We start from the raw sequence: 17,592 nt of genomic DNA on the forward strand, positions 1-17,592 counted from the left end.
CCCCGTACGAACGACCCCGGGCCCGACCGGCGAGCGGTTCCCCACCGTCCGCCGGTCGGGCCCCCGCACGCGGCCGCACCGGCCCGCCGGGTGTCAGTGGCAGCGCCGTCGTCCCCGTGCCCCGACGGCGGCCCCGGCCGCCAGCAGCAGGGCGGCGGCCGCGAGCGGGGCGCGGTGGCGGTCGGCCCAGGCCTGGCCGGAGCGGGCGCGCGCCTCGTCGTCGAAGCGGCCGTGGGCGCCGTGGTCGCGGTGCTCGTCGAGCGGGGTCCACAGGTTGTCGGGCAGGTCGGGCGGGCGCGGGGCGTCGGTCTGCTGGCCGTCGTAGCCGTTCCGGGCCAGGTAGCGGTCGAACAGGCCGGGGGCGAGCGCGTTGGCCAGCAGGGTGACGACGGTGGAGGCGCCGACCCGGTACTCGCGGCGGCCGGGGTGGTCGGCGGCGTGCACGATCGCCCGGGCGATCGGCTCGGGCTGGTAGACGGATCCGAGGGGGCGGCCCATCCAGGGCAGCCGGGAGCGCACCCAGTCGAACTGCGGCGTGTTGACGGCGGGGAGCTGCACCATCGTGCAGCGCACCGCCGTGCCCTGGTGCAGCAGTTCGCAGCGGACCGCCTCGTTCCAGCCCTGCAGGGCGTGCTTGGCACCGCTGTACGCGCTCTGCAGCGGGATGCCCCGGTAGGCGATCGCGGAGCCGACCTGGACCACGCAGCCGCGGTCGCGCGGCAGCATCCGGCGCAGCGCGGCGCGGGTGCCGTACACGTAGCCGAGGTAGGTGACCTCGGTGACGCGGCGGAAGTCGGCGGGGGTGATCTCGGTGAAGGGCGCGAAGACGGAGGCGAGGGCCGCGTTGACCCAGACGTCGATCGGGCCGAGGGCGCGTTCGACGCTCTCGGCGGCGCGTTCGACGGCGTCGGGGTCGGCGAGGTCGACGGTGACGGCCATCGCGCGGGCCCCCGTGTCGCGGGCCTCCTGCACGGCGGCGTCCAGGCCGGCCCGACCGCGGGCCAGCAGGGCGAGGCGGTCGCCGCGGGCGGCGAAGGCGCGGGCCACGGCGCGGCCGACGCCGGCCGAGGCGCCGGTGACGACGACGGTGCGGGGTTCGGTGGGTGCCATGGTGGGCGTCTGGTCGGCGGCGGCGTGCGGAAACCGGCCTCAGCTCCCGCGACCGGCGCCGTCTCCGCTCCCGCGCTCGTCCCCGTTGCCGCTGCTGCCGTTGCGGTGCAGCAGCAGCCAGGGCAGCACCAGCCACCACAGCGCGAACCAGGCCATCACGGCGCCGACGATCAACCAGGCGAGCGGGCTGCCGCCGGTGGCCAGGTACAGCAGCATGAGCAGCGCGGAGCCGACGGTGAGGGCGAGCAGGACGACGCCGACGGCGACCACCCGGGCGGTGGCGTCGACGAGTTGGGGCTTGAGGCGGCGCCCGGCGAGCAGCCGGTGGTAGGCGACGGGGGCGATCAGTGCCCCGGTGGCGAGGGCGCCGAGGACGACGGTCACCACGTACAGGCCGCGTTCGAAGCCGTTGAGCGTGGTGAAGCGCGGCGTGAAGACCACGCTCAGCAGGAAGCCGAACAGGATCTGCGCGCCGGTCTGGGCGACCCGGACCTCCTGGAGGAGGTCGGTCCAGCGCCGGTCCGCGCCTTCCTCGGGCGTCTCGTGGCGGCCCAGGTGCTCCTCGTGCTCCTCGGACATCGTGACGGCCCCTTCCGTCCCGGGCGTCTGTCCGTCCCGGACCGGCCGAAAACGGGGGTGTGGAGCGCGGCGGCCGGGGTAGACGGGGGCACGCACCGGAAGAGGCCCGGGCAGGGACCCTGGTCGGAGGAGGCGACGGAATGGCAGCGGACGCCGCGGCCGCACTGTTCGACGTGGACGGAACCCTGGTGGACACCGTCTACCTGCACACGCTCGCCTGGTGGCAGGCGCTGGCGCAGTACGGCCACGAAGTGGACGCGGCCCGGATCCACCGGGCCATCGGCATGGGCAGCGACCAACTGCTCGACCACCTGCTCGGGGACGACCGGGACCGCTCGGAGGACGACGCGCTCGACGCCTCGCACCTCGCGCTGTACGCCCAGCACTGGCCGGGCCTGCGGGCCTTCCCCGGGGCCGGCGACCTGCTGCGGGAGTGCGCCGGGCGGGGGTGGCGGGTGGTGCTGTCGACGTCCGCCTCGGGGCGGGAACTGGACGTGCTGCGCCGGGTGCTGGACGCCGACGACGCGGTGTACGCGGTGACCGACTCGGACGGGGTGGGCGCCTCGAAACCCGCCCCGGACCTGGTGCGCAAGGCGCTGGAGCAGGCGTCCGCCCCGGCGGAGCGCTCGGTGTTCGTCGGCGACAGCGTGTGGGACGTCCAGGCGGCGGGTCGGGCCGGGACGCCGTGCGTGGGCGTGGAGACCGGCGGTTTCGCCGCCGCGGAGCTGCGCGGCACGGGCGCCGTCGAGGTGCACCCCTCGGTGGGCGCGCTGCTGGACGGCCTGGACGGCAGCGTGCTGTCCCGCCCCGGGGCCGGTGCGCGGTGAGCGGGACGAGGACGGCCCCCGGCCGGAACCGGCAGCTGGCCCGCCGCCTGGCCTACCGGGCGAGGGCGGCGTCCTGGACGGCGCTGTGCGCCCTGGGCGCGCTGCTGAGCACGGGCCCGGCCCCGGACGCGGAGACCGGCCCGCTGCCCGGAACGGCTGACGGCTGACGGCTGACGGCTGACGGCTGACGGCTGACGGCTGACGGCCGGGCCTTGACCGTCGAAGCTGAACGACTGGTGGTGAGGACCGTGGACGGCGCGACGCTCTCCCCCCGGGAGCGCCGACTGCTGGCGGCCCTGGAGGCCGAACTGCGGGTGGACGTCGAACTCGACCTGCGGCTGCGCACCATGCGCCCCCACCGGTGCCGACACGTCCTCGGCCCGCCCTGCCGGGCGCTGCTCACCGTGTTGCTCGCGCTGGCCGCGCTCGTGGCGGTGACGGTGGCGGTGGTCGTGGTGGTGGCGGCGACCGCGGTGATCAGACCGAACATCCGGTCATCGCCTCATGATGATCGGACCGGCTCCGGACCGCCCGTCGGATAGTCGCTCGTCGGATCGCCACTTGACGATGATCCGGTCATCCCTTCCGCCCGCCCCCGTTCCCCTTCCCGTTCCCGTTTCCGTCCCGCGGTTCGTCCTCGTCCCGCAGTTCGCGGAACACCGCCCAGCCCACCGACAGCACCGGCACCGCGACGGCCGCGCCGACGATCCCGCCGAGGGTGCCGCCGACGGCCACCGCCAGGGCGACGGCGACGGGGTGCAGCCGGACCGCCCAGCCCATCACCAGGGGGTGCAGGACGTGGCCCTCCAGCTGGCCGATCAGCACGATCAGGGCCAGCACCAGCAGGGCGGTGACCGGCCCCTTGGTGGCGAGGGCGACCAGGGCGGCGACGGCCAGCGCGATCGGCGAGCCGACCAGCGGGATCAGCGCGGCCACGAACTCCAGTGCCGCGAGCGGCACGGCCAGCGGGACGCCGAGGGCCGCCAGCGCCACGCCGACCAGGACGGCGTTGGTGCCCGCGACCAGGAACAGGCCCCGGGTGTACCCGGCGAAGGCGTGCCACGCGGCGTGCCCGGCCCGGCGCCAGCGGGCCGCGTTCCGGGGCGGCAGCAGGTCGGTCGCCCAGTGCCACATCCGCTCCCCGGAGTGGGTCAGGAACACCGCGCAGAAGACCGCGAGCGCGAGCGCGGCCGCCGCCTCGACCAGCCATCCCGCGCTGGTGACGGCGGTGGACAGCACGGCCTGCCGGTGGGTGCTGAGCAGGTCGCCCAGCCGGTGCCGCAGGTCCGACAGGGTGCCCGTCCTGGCGTGCAGCGGCGGCCCCTCCAGCCAGTGCTCCAGCCGGTCGACGCCGTCGCGCACCTGCCCGCCGAGCTGTCCCGTCTGGGACCGGACCACCACCACGGCCAGCAGTCCCAGCCCGGCGATCAGCGCCAGCGCGCCCAGCAGCGTCAGCAGCACCGCCGGCGCGCGCGGCATCCGGCGGGCCAACAGGTCGACCGGCGGCCGCAGCACGGCCGTGATCACCAGCGCGACGAACACCGCCACCACCGGCAGGATCAGCCGGCTGGCCAGCAGGTAGCCCGCGTACCCGGCCGCCGCCACCACGAGCAGCCGCCAGGCCCGCCCCGCCGCCCGCTCCAGCCCGCTCCCCCGGCCGGCCCCCGGCCCCACCCGCGTACGGACGGACGGCACCGGCGCCGCACGACGCCCGCCGTGCACCCGGCCGCCGGACGGCGGCTGCGGGTACCGCCCCGCCCGCCGTACCCGGCCGCCGACGCGCCGCCCGTTCGGACGGGACCCAGGTCCTGGCATCGCCGCACCACCTCCGGCCGTACCGTCTGCCCGGCAGGAGCCGTTCCACCCCCACCCCCACCCCGACGGCCCCGTCCCGGCGCCCCGGCCCCGGTGACCCGCGGCCGGCCGTTTCGGCGCGGGCGGCGAGGGACAGACGCGTCGCATGAACGCGCTACCGGCCCCCGTCGCCCCCGCCCGCTCCGCGCCGGGGGTCCGACGGCGGCGCTACCTGCTGTGCCCGCCCGAGCACTTCGCGGTGGAGTACGCGATCAACCCGTGGATGGACCCGGACCGCCCGGTGGACCGGGACGGGGCGCTGCGGCAGTGGAACGCCCTGGCGTCGGTGCTGCGCTCGCTCGGCCACCGGGTCGACCTGCTGGCACCGCGGCCCGGCCTGCCCGACATGGTGTTCACCGCGAACGGGGCGACGGTGGTGGACGGCCGGGTGCTGGTCGCGCGCTTCCGCCACCGGCAGCGCGCGGGCGAGTCTGCCGCGCACCGGCGCTGGTTCGAGGCCGCCCGGTTCCGCCAGGTGCGCACCGCCGCCGAGGTGAACGAGGGCGAGGGCGACCTGCTGGTGGCCGGGCCCCGGATCCTCGCGGCCAGCGGCTTCCGCACCACCACCGCCGCCCACCAGGAGGCCGAGCGGGTGCTCGGACTGCCGGTGGTCTCCCTGCGGCTGACCGATCCGCGCTACTACCACCTGGACACCGCGCTGGCCGTCCTGGACGACACCCGGGTGATGTACTACCCGGACGCGTTCGCCCCGGAGGCCCGCCGGCTGCTGCGCCGCCTCTACCCGGACGCGATCCTGGCCGGCGCGCCGGACGCCGCCGCCTTCGGCCTGAACGCCATCAGCGACGGCCGCCACGTGGTGCTGCCGGCCGCCGCCCGGGGCCTGGCCGAGCAACTGCGGGCGGCGGACTTCGTCCCGGTGCCGGTTTCGCTCCCGGAGCTGCTGAAGGCCGGCGGCGGCCCCAAGTGCTGCGTGCTGGAAATCCGTTCGGCATGAGCGGGCGGAGAGCGGAGACCAGGAACGCAGGGACCAGGAACCACGAAGAACGGGAGAACGAGGTGGGAACCGTGCCGACCGCCACCCGCACGAACACCGGTGCGCCGCCGCTGCCTGCGGCCCGCGGCCCGCTCTCGGCCGCCGTCCTCGCCGCGCTGCGCCGACCCGCCCCGGCGCACCTCTCGCCGCCCCCGCTCGACGACCCGGCGGACCCCTGGGGCGAGGACGTCCAACTCGCCCTGTACGTCTGCTACGAGCTGCACTACCGCGGCTTCGCGGGCGTCGACGACGCCTGGGAGTGGTCGCCGTCGCTGCTCGCCCTGCGCGGGCGGCTGGAGCGGGCCTTCCTGGCCGCGCTGCGCCGGGAGGTGGGCGAACCGCCGCCGCTGGCGGACGTGCTGGCCGACCTGCTGGTCGAACCCCCGGACGGCGACGGGCCCTCGTACCACCTGCTGACGGCGGGCACCCGGCAGCAGGCCCGCGAGTACCTGGTGCACCGCTCGGCGTACCACCTGAAGGAGGCCGACCCGCAGATGTGGGCGGTGCCCCGGCTGCCGAACCCGGCGAAGGCGGCACTGGTCGCCGTGCAGTACGACGAGTACGGCGCGGGCCGGCCGGAGCGGGCGCACTCCGAGCTGTTCGCCGCGATGATGGCCGACTTCGGCCTCGACCCGGCGTACGGCGGGTACCTGGACGCGGTGCCCGCGCCCGCGCTGGCCGTGGTCAACACGATGTCGATGTTCGGCCTGCACCGCTCCCTGCGGGCCGCGCTGGTCGGGCAGTTCGCGGCGGTGGAGATCACCTCCCCGCCCGGCGCGGCCCGGCTCGCCGCGGCCTTCGAGCGGCTCGGCGCCTCGCCGCGCGGCACGCTCTTCTACCGCGAGCACGTCCTCGCCGACGCCGTCCACGAGCAGTTGGTGCGGCACACCGTGATCGAACCGCTGCTCGCCCGGCCCTCGGACTGCCCCGAGCAGGAGATCGCCTTCGGCGTGCTGGCCTACGCCCGGGCCGAGGACCGGCTCGCCGACCACCTGATGGCCGCCTGGCGCTCCGGCACCTGCTCGCTGCGCGCCCCGCTGCCCGAGGAGCGACCGGCCGAGGAGCGATCGACCGAGGAGCGACCGGCCGAGGAGCGCGCGTCCGAAGCGCCGGCCCGGGAACCGGCCGACCCGGCGGCCCGGCCGGCGGAAGGAGCCCTGCGATGAGCGCGTCGGGCGGCGCCGGGGCGTTCCTGGACCTGCTCGACCCGCCCGTGTACGTCGTCACCGCCGAGGCCGGGGGCGACCGGGCCGGCTGCCTGGTCGGCTTCGGCTCGCAGTGCTCGATCGACCCGGAGCGGTTCGCCGTCTGGCTGTCGCACGCCAACCGCACCCACCGGGTGGCGTCCCGCGCGGCGGCGCTGGCCGTCCACCTGCTGCCGCCCGACGACGCGGGAACGGCCCTGGCCCGGCTGTTCGGCGCGAACACCGGCGACGAGGTCGACAAGTTCGCGCGGGCCGCGTGGCGCCCGGGCCCGGCCGGGGTGCCGGTGCTCGCGGACGCGGCCGCCTGGTTCGCCGGGCGGATCACCGACCGGATCGAGGGCGGCGACCACACCGGGTTCCTGCTCGACCCGCTGGCGGGCGGCCGCGCGGACGGACCGCCGCCGCCCGCCGTGCTCACCCTGCGGGACGTCATCGACCTCGACCCGGGGCACCCGGCGTGAACACCGCCCGCGACGACGACCGCCGGCCCCCGCTGCTGCGCTTCGGCGTCGAGGAGGAGTTCCTGCTGACCGGCCCGCGCAGCCGGGTGACCGTGCCGGCCGCCGAGGCGGTGGTCGCGGACGCCGCCCGGACGCTCGGGCCGCGCGCGCAGCACGAGTTCCTGGCCACCCAGGTGGAGGGCTGCACCCGGCCGGTCGCCACCGCCGCCGAGCTGCGCTCCGAACTCGCCCGCACCAGAGGCGTGCTGGCCGCCGCAGCGGACCGGGCCGGCTGCCGGATCGCCGCCACCGGCACCCCCGTCCTGCCCAGCCACCACCCGCTGACCGTCACCCCGAAGCCCCGCTACCTGCTGCTGGCCGAACGGATCGACGGCGTCGCCGACCAGATCGGCGCCGAATTCTGCGGATGCCACGTCCACCTGGGGGACCTGACGCCCCGCCAGGCGCTCGCGCTCAGTGCCCGGATGCGCGGCTGGCTGCCGCTGTTCCAGGCGTTCTGCGCCAACTCCCCGTTCTGCGAGGGCACCGACCACGGCACCGCCTCCGACCGCCCCGAACGGTACGCCCGTTGGCCGACCTTCGGCCCGGCACCGGTCCTGGACGAGAAGGGCTACCGCAGCACCCTGGACCGGCTGCTCGCGGACGGGGTGGTCCTGGACCGCCGGATGCTCTACTGGTACGCCCGGCCGTCCGAGCACCTGCCCACCCTGGAGGTGCGGATCGCCGACAGCAGCGCAGACCTGGACACCGTCGTGCTGCTCGCCGTCCTGCTGCGCGCCCTCGCCCACACCCTGCTCGACCCGCGCACCCCGGCCCGGCCGGTCCCCGTACCGGACGCGACCCTGCGCCCGGCCCACCGGCGCGCCGCGGCCGCCGCGCTGGACGCCCGGCTGCCCGACCCGCTCACCGGCCGTCCCCGACCGGCCCGCCAGCTGCTGCCCGCACTGGTCGAGTTCACCGCGCCCGCGCTACGGCGCACCCACGAACTCGGCCTCGCCCGGCAGCTGTCCACCCACCTGCTGGCCACCGGCTGCGGCGCCGACCTCCAACGCGCCGCCCTCGCCCGGCACGGCCACCTCTCCGCCGTCGTCGACGACCTCACCCGCCGCACCGCCGATCCCCGCTGACCCCGCCGGACCGACCGGACGTGTCACCCGCCGATCACCGGGCATACGCGCACCCATGCTGCTGCTTCGACCCCCTGGCGTGTACCCCGCCCAAGGAGACACCGACCTGCTGCTGGACGTGCTCGGCCGGGAGCCGGTGCCCCCCGGCACGCGGTGCCTGGACATCGGCACGGGCAGCGGCGCCCTCGCCCTGGCCGCCGCCCGGCGCGGCTGCCGGGTGACCGCCGTGGACCTGTCCCGGCTCTCGCTCGCCACCGCCTGGCTGAACGCCCGCCTGCACCACCTCCCGCTGCGCGTCCGGCACGGCGACCTCACCGTGCCGGACCCGGACGGCCGGAACGGCGGCGGGGGCGGCCGGAACGACGGCCGGTACGACCTGGTGCTGAGCAACCCCCCGTACGTGCCCGCCCCCCACCCGGGAGCGCCCTCGTCCGGCCCCGCGCGGGCCTGGGACGCCGGGCCGGACGGGCGGCTGCTGCTGGACCGGCTGTGCCGCCGGGTGCCGTCGCTGCTCGCGCCGGGCGGGGTGCTGCTGCTCGTGCAGTCCTCGCTGGCCCGCCCCGACGCCACCGTGCGGCAGCTGCGCGCGGCCGGCCTGCGGACGGAGGTGGCCGCCCGGCGGCTCCAGGCGTTCGGCCCGGTGATGACCGCCCGCGCGCCCTGGTTCGAGCGCATCGGACTGATCGAACCGGGCGTCCGCACCGAGGAGCTGGTGGTGATCCGCAGTGTCCGCGACTGACCCGGGCACCACCGCCGGCCCGCCCCCGCCCCGGCTCCGGCTGACCGAACGCGGCCCGCTGCTGGTCGACGGCCCGGTGGACCTGCTGCTGCCGGACGGCACCGTCCTGCACTGCGACCGCCCGGTCGTCGCGGTCTGCACCTGCCGGCGCAGCCACCGCTACCCGCTGTGCGACACCAGCCACCGCACCCACCGCCGCGCCCGGCAGCAGGCCGGCCCCGCCCGCGAGCCCGGCTCCGACCCCGGTGGACCGCCGTTTCCGCCGGACGGCTCCGGGCAGACGCCCGGACGAGGGGCGCGTGAGCGCACGTGAGAGCTCAGGAGGAGGTGGACGCCGTGGGACAGCTCAGTGTTCCGGTGATCTGTGGACTGTCCGGGGGCCTGGCCATTCCGGCCCTCCAGGTGGTCGAACTGCTGCGGGCGCTGCCCGAGGAGTGGGAGGAGTGGGCCGGCCGCCCGGACAGCGGACTCGACCCGGAGACCACCGGCACCCTCGCCGGCCTGGTGCGCCAACTCGCCGACCAGATCGACCTGGCCTGCATCGAGATAGCCAGCGACGAAGAATGAGGCGCGCAGCGGACGGCGCGCCCGGCGACGCGCCCGCCGATCTCCCCGCCGACCCGTCCGACGACCTCCCCGTGCCGCTCGCGGACTACCTGGCGGAGCACCTGCCCGACCGGTCCCACCGGTGGCGCCGGGTGGAGACCGTCGAGCTGCCGCCGGACGACGTCCCGCCGTCGTGAGCCGCCCGCCCCCGGCCGGTCCGGCACCCGGGCTCACCAGGTGTTTCCCCGCCGCACCGATGGGCAGGCGCGCGCCGAGGAGGGGAAGGACGACCGGAGGAGGCGCGCGGGCATGGCGGGCTATCGCGAACCGGACCTGCTGGAACAGCTGACGACCGACCACGAGGTGCTGCGGGTGCGTTTCAGCGAACTCGCGGGGCTGCCGCCGGGCGACCTGCGGCGCTGCCGGCTGGCGGCGGTCACGGCCGACGCCCTGGTGCGGCACCTGACGGCCGAGGAGGAGCACCTGTACCCGCTCGCCCGGTCCGGCCGGCCGCCGGGGGACGACACCGTGGACGACGGCCTCCAGGCGCACGCCGCGCTGCGGGCCCTGGTCCGGGAGCTGCGCGGGGCGACCGCGGGCTCGGCGGAGTTCGACCGGCTGGTGGCCCGGATGGTGGAGGCGGCCACCGGGCACTTCGGCCGGGAGGAGGTACGGCTGTTCCCGGCGGTGCGCGAGCGCGTCGACCCGGTGCGCCTGACCGCCCTGGGCGCGCAGGTCCGGGCCACCGAGGCGGCGGCCTCCGCGATGCCCCGCCCGGGCCCGCTGGCGCAGGCCCCGCCGGACGAGCTGGTGGCCCCGGAGCTGTCCTGGCACGAGCGGATGCACCGGCGCTTCCGCTTCGGCGACTCCAGCCGGCCCTGACCCGCCGAGGCCCTCCCCGGGCCTGCGCAGCCCGTGCCCGCGCGGGCGGGCTCAGGCCCGGTGGCGGCGGACGGCGAGCAGGCAGATGTCGTCGAAGGGGTTGGGGCCGCCGAGGCGGCGCAGCAGGTGGTCGAGCAGGCCGGCCGGGTCGGGGGCGGCGCGGTAGTCGGTGCAGGCGCGCAGCAGCCGGGCGGTGCCGACGTCGAGGTCGGTGCCGGTGCCCCGGCGTTCGACCAGGCCGTCGGTGTGGAGCAGCAGGGTGTCGCCGGGGGCGAGGCGGAGTTCGGCGGTGGGGCGGTGGGGGCGGGGGGTGACGCCGAGGATCAGGCCGGGGGGCGGGTCGAGGGTGCGGGCGGTGCCGTCGTGGATCAGGACGGGTGGCAGTTGGCCGGCCCGGGCCCAGGCGAGGTGCCCGGTGCGGGGGTCGAGCCGGGCGACGGTGACGGCGGCGATGTGGTCTGCGTGCTGGTGGCAGAGCATCCGGTCGAGCCGGTCGAGGAGCTGTCCGGGCGGGGTGCCGTCGTAGGCGATCCCCCTTAGTGCGTAACGGAGTTGGGACATCGCGGTGGCGGCGGGCAGGCCGTGTCCGGAGACGTCTCCGACGGCGAGCAGGACGGTGCCGTCGGGCAGGTCGAGCAGGTCGTACCAGTCGCCGCCGACCTTGCGTTCGCGTTCGGCGGGCAGGTAGCGGGCGGCGGTGTCGAATCCGGGGACGGGGCGGCCGGCGGGGGCGCCCATCAGGGCCTGTTGGAGGGCGCGGACGGCGCGCTGTTCGTCCTCGGTGCGGCGGCGCTGGTCGGCGAGGCGGTCGCGGGTGTCGTGGAGGGCCTGTTCGGCGCGCCGCCAGGGGGTGACGTCCTGGACGACGCCGCTGAGCCCGAGCAGGCGGCCGTCGTCGGCGCGGGCGGCTTCGCCGAGGGCGCGCAGGTTGCGCTGTCCGTCGGCGGCGCGGACGGCGAAGTCGGCGGTGACGGAGGGGCGGCCGTCGAGCAGGGCGCGGGCGGCGGCGCGGATGGCCTCGCGGTCGGCGGGGACGACCGCGTCCAGGGCGGCGCGCGGGTCGAGGCCCTCGGTGCCGGCGGGGGCGCCGAAGAGTTGCGGGACGCCGTCCGAGCAGGTGATCCGGCGTTCGCCGGGGCGCCACTCCCAGGTGCCGACCCGGGCGAGGCGGCCGGTCTGGGCGAGTTGGGTGATCCGCCGGTCGCGTTCGTCGTGGGTGCGCCAGGTGAGCAGCAGGCCGTCCTGGAACGGGGTGGCGTGCACCGTCATGGCGCTGGCCCGGACGGTGCCAGCGACCGTCTCGACGTACCGCCCGGTCTCGTCCCGGTAGGGGATGCCGTCGGCGGCGGCGGTGCGCAGGCGGTCGAACGTGCCGGAGGCGACCATGCCGGGGTACAGCTCGGTCAGCCGGCGCCCGCGCAGGTCGGCGGCGGCCCGGCCGGCCAGGTCGACGGTGGGCGCGTTGGCGTGCTCGACCCGCAGGTCGGTGACCTTCCCGTCCTGGTCGCGGACGGCGCGCAGCAGCAGCACCGGGTCGAGCAGGCCGTCCAGCACGGCCCGGAACCAGGGGGCGCCGGCCGGGTCGAGGGTGTCGGGGGGCGGGGCGGAGGAGGCGGCGGACAGCGGGGCGCCGGGCAGGCGCAGCAGGGTGTCCGCGGTGAGGTCGGCGAGGGCCGCGAGGTGTGCGTCGACGGTCGGGGCGGGGTCGCGGCGGGCCGCCCAGCCGATCTTGAGCGCGCCGAGCAGCCGCCCGCCGGCGTGCAGCGGGAGGGCGCAGACGGCGGTGCCGGGCACCAGGTCGTCGCCGGTCAGACCGGGGTAGCGGGTGGCGAACTCGCGCCGGTCGACCACCCACACCGGGCGGCCGGTGCGGGCGGCCTCGGTGAGCGGCACCCGGGTGCGCGGCGGGATGCGCTGCCACTGGCTGAGCTGCTGCGCCGCCACCCCGTGCGCGCCGACCAGCCGCAGCGCGCCGTCCGGTTCGCGCACGGCGAGGGCCAGCGCCCGCGCGCCGAGCGGGCCGAGGGCGGTGCGGTGCAGGTGCTCGGCGACCTCGTCGGGGTCGGTGGCGGTGGCGAGCGCGGCGGCGGCCAGGTGGAAGCGGGCAGCCAGGGCGGTCTCGTCCTCGGCCCCGGTCGCGGTGGGCGTCCCGGGCGCGGCGGGCGCGGCGGGCGTCCCGGTCGCGAAGGGCTCCGGTTCGGTGGCGGGGAGCGGGGCGGCGGCGGGCTCCGGGGCGGCCGGGGCCTCGCGGGCGGCGGGGGGCGGGGCGGCGGCGGCCACCAGGTCGGCGGCGATCCGCACCAGCTTGCGGTTCTCGTCCTGGGAGCGGCGCACCAGCTCCTCGAACGCCTGCTCGGGGTCGCAGCCGAGCCGCTCGACCAGGACGCCCTTGGCCTGCTCGATCACGGCCCGGGTGCGCATCGCGGTGCGCATCCCCTCCAGCTCGGTCCGCAGCCGGTCGACCGTGGCCTCCAGCTCGGGGCCGGACCCGACTGCGAAGCGTTCGCCGTCCACCGCGTCCCTCACCTCCGTCCCTCACCTCCGCCCTCCGCCTCCACCCTATGCCGCCCTTCCGCCCCTTCTGCGGCTTTCACACCCTCGCGCGGGTTTCACGCCTGTTTGCCGGTCGCCATTCGTGGCGAGACGTCCGGAGCGGGGATCGCCCCACGCCCGCCCGGAGAGCCCGGGGGGACCACGAGGAACCGAGAAACGGAGCCGCACCATGAGCGACACCCTCGACACCATCGACACCAGCGGGCTGCGCGAGCTGGACGGCCTGACCGTGGCCTTCCTGGCCGCGCCCGAGGGCACCGAGCAGGTCGAACTGACCTCGCCGTGGCAGACCGTCCTGGACCACGGCGGCACCCCGCGCCTGGTCTCCACCGAGCCGGGCCAGATCCGGGCCTTCCACCACCTCGACCGGGCCGACCCGTTCATGGTGGACGCGGTCGTCGCGGACGTCTCGGCCGCCGACTACGACGCCCTGGTGCTGCCCGGCGGCGTCGCCAATCCGGACTTCCTGCGCACCGACCCGCGCGCCGTGGAGTTCGTCGCCGGGTTCTTCGGGCGCGGCAAGCCCGTCGCGGTGATCTGCCACGGCCCGTGGACGCTGATCGAGGCCGACGTCGTCCGCGACCGCACCATCACCTCCTGGCCGAGCCTGCGCACCGACCTGAGCAACGCCGGCGCGCACTGGGTCGACCGCGAGGTGGTGGTCTGCACCGACGGCCCCAACACCCTGGTCTCCAGCCGCAAGCCGGACGACCTGCCGTCCTTCGACCGCGCCCTGGTCACCGCCTTCGCCGCGCCGGCGACCCCCTGACCCGCGCCCTCAGGCCGCGGCCAGCGGGTAGGCGTAGCCGCAGGGGTGGCTCAGGCCGGGCGGGTACGGCTCCAGGAAGCAGGCCACCGTGCCGCGCACGGTCACCCGTAGCCCGCCCGGCCCCAGGTACACGGCGAGCCCGTCCGCGGTGGTCTCCGCCGACCGGTAGACCACCGCCGTCATCTGCGGGGCGTGCGCCCCCGGCCGTCCGGGGACGGTGATCCGGTAACCGTGCGGCCCTTCCATGACGCCACCTCGTCCTGTTCCTCCACGACCTGCCCGACCCGCGACCGCAGGCCCGGGCCCCCGCGCATACCCCCGGGGCGTTGGCCCCAATCGCCGCCCCGTCGTACCCTCCGTCCCGCCCCGGCCCTCGGCGCACCGACCCTCAGCGCACCGACCCTCAACGCGCCGTCCCCGCCGCGAGCAGCATCCGCACCGCGCCCGGCAGGTCCGCGGCGCGGCGGTGCCCCGCGGCGACGAGCCCCTCGGCGCGGGCGACCCCGGCGGGGACGAGCAGGCCGCGCGCGCCGGCCTCGGCGGCGGCGACCAGGTCGGCGCCGGTGCCGCCGATGACGGTGGTGCGGGCCGGCGGGACCCGCAGGGCCCGGGTCGCGGCGAGGACCAGCCCGGGTGCGGGCTTGCGGCAGCCGCAGCGCTCGGCGGGGCCGTGCGGGCAGACGGCCCACACGTCGAACGGGCCGAACAGTTCCTCGATCCGGTGGTGGACGGTCTCGATCCGACGCCGGTTCAGGACCCCTCGGGCGACTCCGGGCTGCTCGGTCAGGACCCCCAACCGCACGCCGAGCGACCGCAGTTCGGCGACCGCCTGGCGGGCGCCGGGGCGGGGGTAGACCCGCCCGGGGTCGCCGTTGTACGCGATGTCCTCGATCAGCACGGTGTCCCGGTCGAGCAGCACCGCCGCCCCGCCGCCGTCCCCCGCGCTCCGCCGCCCGCCCGCGCCCCGCAGCACCACCCAGGGCGCGGACGGCTCCGGTCCGCCGCCCGGCGGCCGCCGGCCGGCGAGGGGAAGCGGTTTCAGGTACTCCGGCGTGAACTCCATACCCAGCGGCTGACCAGGCCCGCCCACCTCAAACCCCGGCCCCGCGAGCGCCGCCCCGGGAAGGGCCCGGCAGGGCCCGGCCCCCGACCGCCGTCGTCCGGCGGTCGGGGGCCGACGGTCGGGGGCCGGGTCCGGGGTCTCGCGGAGAGGGGCGCCAGCCGGTCCGACCCGCCCGCTACCGGGCCGCCTTCCGCACCGAGACAGCCACCACCCCGTACCGGCAAGGCACTTGGCGGACCGTCACTCCTCCTCCACCCGCATCGCGGCCTCCTCCGCCGACTGCCCGGGCCGTTCCTCGCCCTGCTCCTGCGCCCCCTCCCAGACCTCCGGCCGCTCCGCCGCCAGCCGGTCCTCCAACGACTCGCCGCGCGCCTGCTCCTCCCCCGTCACCCCGAACGACTCGGCGGCGACCGGCCGGTCCCCGGGCACCGGGGGGCGCTGCGGGTCGGCGGCGAGGTCGGCGGCGGGCGAGCCGTCCGCGAGGTCCGGGAGCCCTTCGTCCTCCGGGTCGGCCGCCGGGTCGGCGGGGCGGGCGCGTTCGGGGTCGAGCGCGGCGGGGGCGTCCTCCACCGCGTCCGGTCGCACCGGGCGGGAGGGGGCGCGCGGCGGGCCCGGCGGGTCCAGCTCCCTGGTCACCCCGCCGCCACCGCCGTCCGCCCGCTCCTCCCCCGGCTGGACGCCCGACACCGGCCCCTCCGCGATCTCGGGCTGCTGCTCGTCGCTGCCCGCCACGTTCGCCGTGCCGCCCTTGCCGATCGGCGCGGGCTCGCGTTCGGTGCCGTCGCGCTCCGGCTCGCGCTCCTCCCGGCCGCCGAGGTCCGCGGGGCCGATCGCCCCGCCCATGTCGTGCAGCGGACGTTCCTGCCGTCCCATCGCCGTGTCCTCCCGGTGGTTCTTCCGCCGGCCCGGGGCCGGCGCGTGCGCCCTGGCGTGTGCCCGGCCCCCGACTGCGGAAACGGCCGCGGGAACGACTGCGGGAACGGCCGCGGGAACGGGCCCGGAGGTTTCCGCCGCACCGGAGCGGACAGCCGCCACCGCGAGAGCCGCCCGACTCCCGGAGGCCGCCATGCCCACCGCGTCCCGCCCCTGCGCCCCGCCCGCCCCGCACGCGCTGCGCGATTACGCGCTGCTCGCCGACGGCCTGCGGGGCGCCCTGCTGGGCCCGGACGGCGTGCTCTGCTGGCTGTGCGCGCCGCGCTGGGACAGCGACGCGGTGCTGTCGGCGCTGATCGGCGGCCCCGGCTGGTACGGGCTGACCCCGACCGGGGCGTACGTGCCGGGCGGGCGGTACGAGGACGGCGGGCTGGTGTACCGCAGCCGCTGGGTCACCCGGGGCGGGGCGGTGGAGTGCCGCGAGGCGCTGGCCCGCCCGGCGGACCCGCACCGCACGGTGCTGCTGCGCCGCGTCCTGGCCGTGGACGGGCCGGCCGAGCTGGCGGTCTCCCTGCACCTGGCCGCCGGTTTCGGCACCGACCGCGCCACCGACCCGGTCCGCGACGAGGCGGGCCGCTGGACGCTGCGCACCGGCCCGCTGCACGCCCGGCTGACCGGCCTGCCGGACGCCCGGCCGGAGCGCTGCGGCGGGCTGCACGCCGTGCTGCGCACCGCGGCGGGCGGCTCGCACGACCTGGTCCTGGAGCTCGCCGACCGGCCGTTCGACGACGCCCCGCCGGACCCGGACCGCGCCTGGGCTGACACCGGGGCGGCCTGGGCGGCGGACGTCCCGACGCCGGGCGAGCTGGCGGGGCTGCCGGGCTCGCGCGACGTCCGGCACGCCCACGCCGTCCTCACCGGCCTGACCGGCCCGGACGGCGGCACCGTCGCCGCGGCCACCACCAGCCTCCCCGAGCGCGCCGAGCAGGGCCGCAACTACGACTACCGGTACGTGTGGATCCGCGACCAGGCGTACATCGGCCAGGCGGTGGCCGCCCGCGGGCCGCACCCGCTGCTGGCGGGCTCGGCCCGCTTCGTCACCGCCCGGCTGCTCACCGACGGCCCGCGCCTGGCCCCGGCGTACACCGCCGACGGCGGGCCGGTGCCGGACCTGCGCCGGCTCGAACTGCCGGGCTACCCGGGCGGGTTCGACGTGGCCGGGAACCTGGTGAACCGGCAGTTCCAGCTCGACGGGTTCGGCGAGAGCCTGCTGCTGCTGGCCGCCGCCGCCCGGCGCGGCCAGCTGGACGACGACGGGCGCCGGGCCGCCCGGGTCGCCGTCGAGGCGATCGCCGCCCGGTACCGCGAACCCGACTCCGGCATCTGGGAGACCGTCCCCGACCACTGGACCCACAGCCGCCTCACCTGCGCCGCGGGCCTGCGGGCCGCCGCCGACGCGCTGCGCCGCCCCGACTGGCTGCCGCTCGCCGAGCGCCTCACCGCCGGCGCGCTCACCGACTCCCTGCACCCGAGCGGGCGGTGGCAGCGCTCCCCGACCGACCCGGCGGTGGACGCCGCGCTGCTGCTGCCCGCCCTGCGCGGCGCCGTCCCGTCCCGGGCCCGTCCCAGCCGGGCCACCCTCGCGGCGGTCCTCGCCGAACTCGCCGACGACCACCACTGCTACCGCTTCCGCCACGCCCCGGGCCCGCTCGCCGAGGCCGAGGGCGCCTTCCTGCTCTGCGGCTTCCTGGTCGCCCTCTCCCACCTCGGCCAGGGCAATCCCCTGGAGGCGCTGCGCTGGTACGAACGCAACCGCGCCGCCTGCGGGCCGCCCGGCCTCTACGCCGAGGAGTACGACGTCGCCCAGCGCCAGTTGCGCGGCAACCTCCCGCAGGCCTTCGTGCACGCCCTCCTGATGGAAGCGGCCACCCGCCTCGCCCCGGCCCTGTGAACCTGTCTCTTATACACATCTCCGAGCCCACGAGACCGTACTAGATCTCGTATGCCGTC

At 77.5% G+C, this 17,592-nt stretch carries 21 protein-coding genes; 14 read left to right on the forward strand and 7 right to left on the reverse strand.

The genetic code is table 11. From position 1 onward, the window contains the following. Positions 1-93: 93 nt before the first annotated feature. Positions 94-1,110 carry an SDR family oxidoreductase gene (locus tag OO48_RS30065; RefSeq protein ID WP_033221987.1) on the reverse strand — a complete coding sequence of 339 codons (1,017 nt, stop codon included), beginning with the start codon at positions 1,108-1,110 and terminating at the stop codon, positions 94-96. Positions 1,111-1,149: 39 nt separating this feature from the next. Further along, positions 1,150-1,689 carry a DUF6328 family protein gene (locus OO48_RS30070; protein WP_033221989.1) on the reverse strand — a complete coding sequence of 180 codons (540 nt, stop codon included), beginning with the start codon at positions 1,687-1,689 and terminating at the stop codon, positions 1,150-1,152. A 140-nt stretch (positions 1,690-1,829) separates the two neighbouring features. Here OO48_RS30070 and OO48_RS30075 point away from each other — a divergent pair, with 140 nt between their 5' ends. Genes OO48_RS30075 through OO48_RS30080 form a run of 3 tightly spaced genes read left to right on the forward strand, consistent with a single transcriptional unit; the run spans position 1,830 to position 3,058 of the window. Next, positions 1,830-2,516, forward strand: a complete 687-nt coding sequence (locus tag OO48_RS30075) for an HAD family hydrolase (RefSeq protein ID WP_033221991.1) — start codon at positions 1,830-1,832, stop codon at positions 2,514-2,516. Beyond that, entirely contained in the window at positions 2,513-2,683 is a 171-nt protein-coding gene (locus OO48_RS38665) for a hypothetical protein (RefSeq protein WP_157845580.1), read from the forward strand. The genes OO48_RS30075 and OO48_RS38665 overlap by 4 nt, the downstream gene beginning before the upstream one ends. 45 nt (positions 2,684-2,728) lie before the next feature. Further along, positions 2,729-3,058: a DUF3040 domain-containing protein gene (locus OO48_RS30080; protein WP_157845581.1), complete on the forward strand. Its 330-nt coding sequence runs from the start codon at positions 2,729-2,731 to the stop codon at positions 3,056-3,058. A 34-nt stretch (positions 3,059-3,092) separates the two neighbouring features. Here the strand turns inward: OO48_RS30080 and OO48_RS30085 are convergent, their stop codons facing one another. Further along, a complete protein-coding gene (locus OO48_RS30085) occupies positions 3,093-4,190 on the reverse strand; it encodes an AI-2E family transporter (protein ID WP_033221995.1) in 1,098 nt (365 codons plus the stop codon). A 286-nt stretch (positions 4,191-4,476) separates the two neighbouring features. On the opposite strand from OO48_RS30085, the gene ddaH reads away from it, so the two are divergent. From ddaH to OO48_RS30130, 9 genes are all read left to right on the forward strand, one after another. Next, positions 4,477-5,325, forward strand: a complete 849-nt coding sequence (ddaH, locus tag OO48_RS30090; protein WP_051733126.1) for a dimethylargininase — start codon at positions 4,477-4,479, stop codon at positions 5,323-5,325. 62 nt (positions 5,326-5,387) lie between these two features. Next, entirely contained in the window at positions 5,388-6,530 is a 1,143-nt protein-coding gene (locus tag OO48_RS30095) for an iron-containing redox enzyme family protein (protein WP_425338599.1), read from the forward strand. After that, the gene (locus tag OO48_RS30100) at positions 6,527-7,030 is read left to right on the forward strand and encodes a flavin reductase family protein (protein WP_033221997.1); all 504 of its coding nucleotides are present in this window, start codon (positions 6,527-6,529) and stop codon (positions 7,028-7,030) included. Before OO48_RS30095 ends, OO48_RS30100 begins: the two co-directional genes overlap by 4 nt. Next, complete coding sequence (locus tag OO48_RS40840; RefSeq protein WP_051733128.1) at positions 7,027-8,157, forward strand: carboxylate-amine ligase; 1,131 nt, start codon at positions 7,027-7,029, stop codon at positions 8,155-8,157. The genes OO48_RS30100 and OO48_RS40840 overlap by 4 nt, the downstream gene beginning before the upstream one ends. A gap of 55 nt (positions 8,158-8,212) precedes the next feature. After that, positions 8,213-8,896, forward strand: a complete 684-nt coding sequence (locus tag OO48_RS30110; RefSeq protein WP_033221999.1) for a methyltransferase — start codon at positions 8,213-8,215, stop codon at positions 8,894-8,896. Beyond that, the gene (locus OO48_RS40320; RefSeq protein WP_081952494.1) at positions 8,883-9,209 is read left to right on the forward strand and encodes a CDGSH iron-sulfur domain-containing protein; all 327 of its coding nucleotides are present in this window, start codon (positions 8,883-8,885) and stop codon (positions 9,207-9,209) included. The genes OO48_RS30110 and OO48_RS40320 overlap by 14 nt, the downstream gene beginning before the upstream one ends. Before the next feature lie 23 nt (positions 9,210-9,232). After that, complete coding sequence (locus OO48_RS30120) at positions 9,233-9,463, forward strand: DUF6213 family protein (RefSeq protein WP_063830770.1); 231 nt, start codon at positions 9,233-9,235, stop codon at positions 9,461-9,463. Beyond that, positions 9,460-9,639, forward strand: a complete 180-nt coding sequence (locus OO48_RS30125) for a hypothetical protein (RefSeq protein ID WP_033222001.1) — start codon at positions 9,460-9,462, stop codon at positions 9,637-9,639. The genes OO48_RS30120 and OO48_RS30125 overlap by 4 nt, the downstream gene beginning before the upstream one ends. Positions 9,640-9,751: 112 nt before the next feature. After that, positions 9,752-10,324: a hemerythrin domain-containing protein gene (locus OO48_RS30130; RefSeq protein WP_051733131.1), complete on the forward strand. Its 573-nt coding sequence runs from the start codon at positions 9,752-9,754 to the stop codon at positions 10,322-10,324. A gap of 51 nt (positions 10,325-10,375) precedes the next feature. Here the strand turns inward: OO48_RS30130 and OO48_RS38670 are convergent, their stop codons facing one another. Continuing rightward, the gene (locus tag OO48_RS38670; protein WP_157845582.1) at positions 10,376-12,850 is read right to left on the reverse strand and encodes a SpoIIE family protein phosphatase; all 2,475 of its coding nucleotides are present in this window, start codon (positions 12,848-12,850) and stop codon (positions 10,376-10,378) included. 250 nt (positions 12,851-13,100) lie between these two features. Between OO48_RS38670 and OO48_RS30140 the strand changes: the two genes are divergently transcribed. Beyond that, positions 13,101-13,646, forward strand: coding sequence for a type 1 glutamine amidotransferase domain-containing protein (locus tag OO48_RS30140; RefSeq protein WP_209439563.1), 546 nt, complete (start codon positions 13,101-13,103; stop codon positions 13,644-13,646). A gap of 9 nt (positions 13,647-13,655) precedes the next feature. Here the strand turns inward: OO48_RS30140 and OO48_RS30145 are convergent, their stop codons facing one another. The 3 genes from OO48_RS30145 to OO48_RS40325 form a co-directional block, all read right to left on the reverse strand. Then, positions 13,656-13,892 carry a DUF6296 family protein gene (locus OO48_RS30145; protein ID WP_033222005.1) on the reverse strand — a complete coding sequence of 79 codons (237 nt, stop codon included), beginning with the start codon at positions 13,890-13,892 and terminating at the stop codon, positions 13,656-13,658. A 157-nt stretch (positions 13,893-14,049) separates the two neighbouring features. After that, a complete protein-coding gene (locus OO48_RS30150; RefSeq protein WP_081952495.1) occupies positions 14,050-14,709 on the reverse strand; it encodes a D-glycero-alpha-D-manno-heptose-1,7-bisphosphate 7-phosphatase in 660 nt (219 codons plus the stop codon). Between the two features lie 240 nt (positions 14,710-14,949). Beyond that, the gene (locus OO48_RS40325) at positions 14,950-15,582 is read right to left on the reverse strand and encodes a hypothetical protein (protein WP_051733134.1); all 633 of its coding nucleotides are present in this window, start codon (positions 15,580-15,582) and stop codon (positions 14,950-14,952) included. Between the two features lie 193 nt (positions 15,583-15,775). Between OO48_RS40325 and OO48_RS30160 the strand changes: the two genes are divergently transcribed. Next, positions 15,776-17,533: a glycoside hydrolase family 15 protein gene (locus OO48_RS30160; protein WP_033222007.1), complete on the forward strand. Its 1,758-nt coding sequence runs from the start codon at positions 15,776-15,778 to the stop codon at positions 17,531-17,533. Positions 17,534-17,592 lie beyond the last annotated feature (59 nt).

It is taken from the genome of Kitasatospora phosalacinea (genome assembly GCF_000716545.1).
In the GTDB taxonomy this organism is placed as follows: domain Bacteria; phylum Actinomycetota; class Actinomycetes; order Streptomycetales; family Streptomycetaceae; genus Kitasatospora; species Kitasatospora phosalacinea.